Origin of the sequence: Bacillus sp. AFS012607 (assembly GCF_002558005.1) — a bacterium.
Classification (GTDB): Bacteria; Bacillota; Bacilli; order Bacillales; family Bacillaceae_G; genus Bacillus_A; species Bacillus_A thuringiensis_S.
In genome coordinates, this window is the sequence record NZ_NTVM01000098.1 from 1 (window position 1) to 2,307 (window position 2,307).

The window sequence follows — 2,307 nt, forward strand, 5'->3', positions numbered from 1 at the left end:
TTCTATATTACACTTCATTTATATAATCGTCAATACATTATTTTAAAAAACTTTATATTTTATAGAATTCATTTACGTAATCAAATTATCTATTTACGTATTTCTTCTATAGTTATATACAAGCACCCCACAGAACTATCTATAGGGTGCTATTCCATCATAAAAGCTATTGTTCTTTTGACGGCACTGAACAACTTCCATCAGTACAAGAAAGGTCGCTTCCACCATCTACTGAAAGTTCCTGTAACTTCGGTGCAGGATTCTCTTCTTCCCAAACTTGCTGGAGTGCACCAACAAAAGTTTCAAGTGGTTGTGCACCTGAAATAGCATACTTTTGATTAATAATAAAATAAGGCACTCCCGAAATTTGATATTGCTGAGCAATCGCTTCTTCAATTCTAACATCATTTGCGTACGCATTTTTATCATTAATAACATTTAAAGCTTCTTGCTTATCTAAACCTGAAGCTTCAGCAATAGTAGCAAGTGTATCCACATCACTTAAATTTTTCGATTCAGTGAAATATGCAAAAAGTAGATTTTCCGTAATCTCCTTTTCTTTTCCATGATTCTTTGCAAACTTCGCAAGACGATGCGCATCAAACGTATTCGTCGGCTTCATCTCATCAAAATTAAAACTTAAACCCATACTAGCTGCATGATTTCCTAGCTGTACGTTATTACGCTTAGCTTCTTCAATACTAATCCCATACTTTGATGCAAGCACTTCATTAATACTTGTTCCAGAGTAAACGGGAGTATTCGGATCCAACTCAAAACTTTTAAACTCAACTTCAACATCCTTCTTATGTGGAAATTGCTCTAAAGCCATCTCTAATCTACGTTTCCCAATATAGCAAAATGGGCATACAAAATCCGACCAAACCTCAATTTTCATATAAACACCTCATTAACATTTAGTTTTCAATCATTGTAGCACTGAGATTAAGGAATTCAAAAGTTTTTGCTCTATCTCCTTCATATAGTACATACAAAAATACACTTATAGCAGACTATCTAATTAACAAAAAAACGATAATCAAAAGGATTAACTATTATCCCTCCGATTATCGTCTATATAAATGCAACAACTTTAATTATGCCGGAATATACTTCCCTACGAACTTCCATACGGTATTCCAATATTTATTCGAATCTACTTTCTCCGCTTCTCCATGCCCAGCACCTGGAACAATTAATTTCTCTTTTTCTACTTTTGCAGCATTATATACTTCATCTAACATTTCAAAAGGAACGAATGTATCAGCATCCCCATGAATGAATAGCATAGGTGTTTTACTTTTCGCTACTTGTTTTACAGCTGAAGCTTCTTCTAAATCATATCCAGCTCTTAATTTTGTAACTGTATTTGCCGCATTCATAACAGGAAACTTCGGCAAGTGGAATAAATCTTTTAGCTGATAAGTAAATTCATCAATAACGGTTGAGTATCCACAATCTTCAATAATAACTTTAACATTAGAAGGTAAATCTTCTCCTGAAGTCATCATTACAGTTGCCCCGCCCATTGAAACACCAAATAGAGCTATTTCAGCATTAGGATCTTTCTTTAAGATTTGTTGAATCCAAATCAAAACATCTTTACGATCATGCCAGCCCATACCAACATAATCCCCTTCACTATTTCCGTGCCCACGAAGGTCTGGTGCTATGACATTATAGCCTTGTTCATAAAAGTTACGAATATATTTCGTCATTTCTGATGCTCTACCATTGTATCCATGAACCACAATTGCCCATTTATGACTAGATTGTTCATTCATATATTCATAGCCTTTTAAATTCATTTTATCGAAAGAACGTATAGTTAATGTGTTAGGTTTATACTTCGATACGAAGTTCGCATTCTTTTCTTCATTTGTAGCCAATACATCTCCCGATGCATTTACCGTTTCTACTAAATGAGGATTATCTTGTAAAAACTCTTTTTCTTGTTTCGCATTCAACGCGTAGTTATAAAAATAATTCCCAACTAACATATACACGATTACTAGAAGGACTAAGACTACTATAGTAATTATACCTATCCTTTTCATATTATCTCCTTTTCTAACTTAAATCTTCTTATATTAAAGTACATCAAAAAAACAACTGTACTATTTTAACACACTGGTGAATTTTATCTTTAAGAAATAAAATAGAAAATCTTAAATTACATATCAAAAATCACGAAAGAAATCGAATAAAACTTATATAGATATGTAATTAGCTTTGAAAAAAAGTTACAAAACACAAAAAAGACGAGTCATTCTGACTCGTCTTAAGCTTGCTTGGCGACGTCCTACT

At 33.1% G+C, this 2,307-nt stretch carries 2 protein-coding genes; both read right to left on the reverse strand.

Annotation, left to right across the window (positions count from 1 at the left end):
* Positions 1 to 166: 166 nt before the first annotated feature.
* Complete coding sequence (locus tag CN409_RS30995; protein WP_000687924.1) at positions 167 to 898, reverse strand: DsbA family oxidoreductase; 732 nt, start codon at positions 896 to 898, stop codon at positions 167 to 169.
* Positions 899 to 1,097: 199 nt separating this feature from the next.
* Positions 1,098 to 2,057 carry an alpha/beta hydrolase gene (locus tag CN409_RS31000; protein ID WP_000821104.1) on the reverse strand — a complete coding sequence of 320 codons (960 nt, stop codon included), beginning with the start codon at positions 2,055 to 2,057 and terminating at the stop codon, positions 1,098 to 1,100.
* Positions 2,058 to 2,307: the final 250 nt, after the last annotated feature.

What these genes read in the sequence shown, in the direction of transcription:
- CN409_RS30995 (WP_000687924.1), bottom strand. Translation starts at nt 898, where the DNA reads ATGAAAATTGAGGTTTGGTCGGATTTTGTATGCCCATTTTGCTATATT.
- CN409_RS31000 (WP_000821104.1), bottom strand. Translation starts at nt 2,057, where the DNA reads ATGAAAAGGATAGGTATAATTACTATAGTAGTCTTAGTCCTTCTAGTA.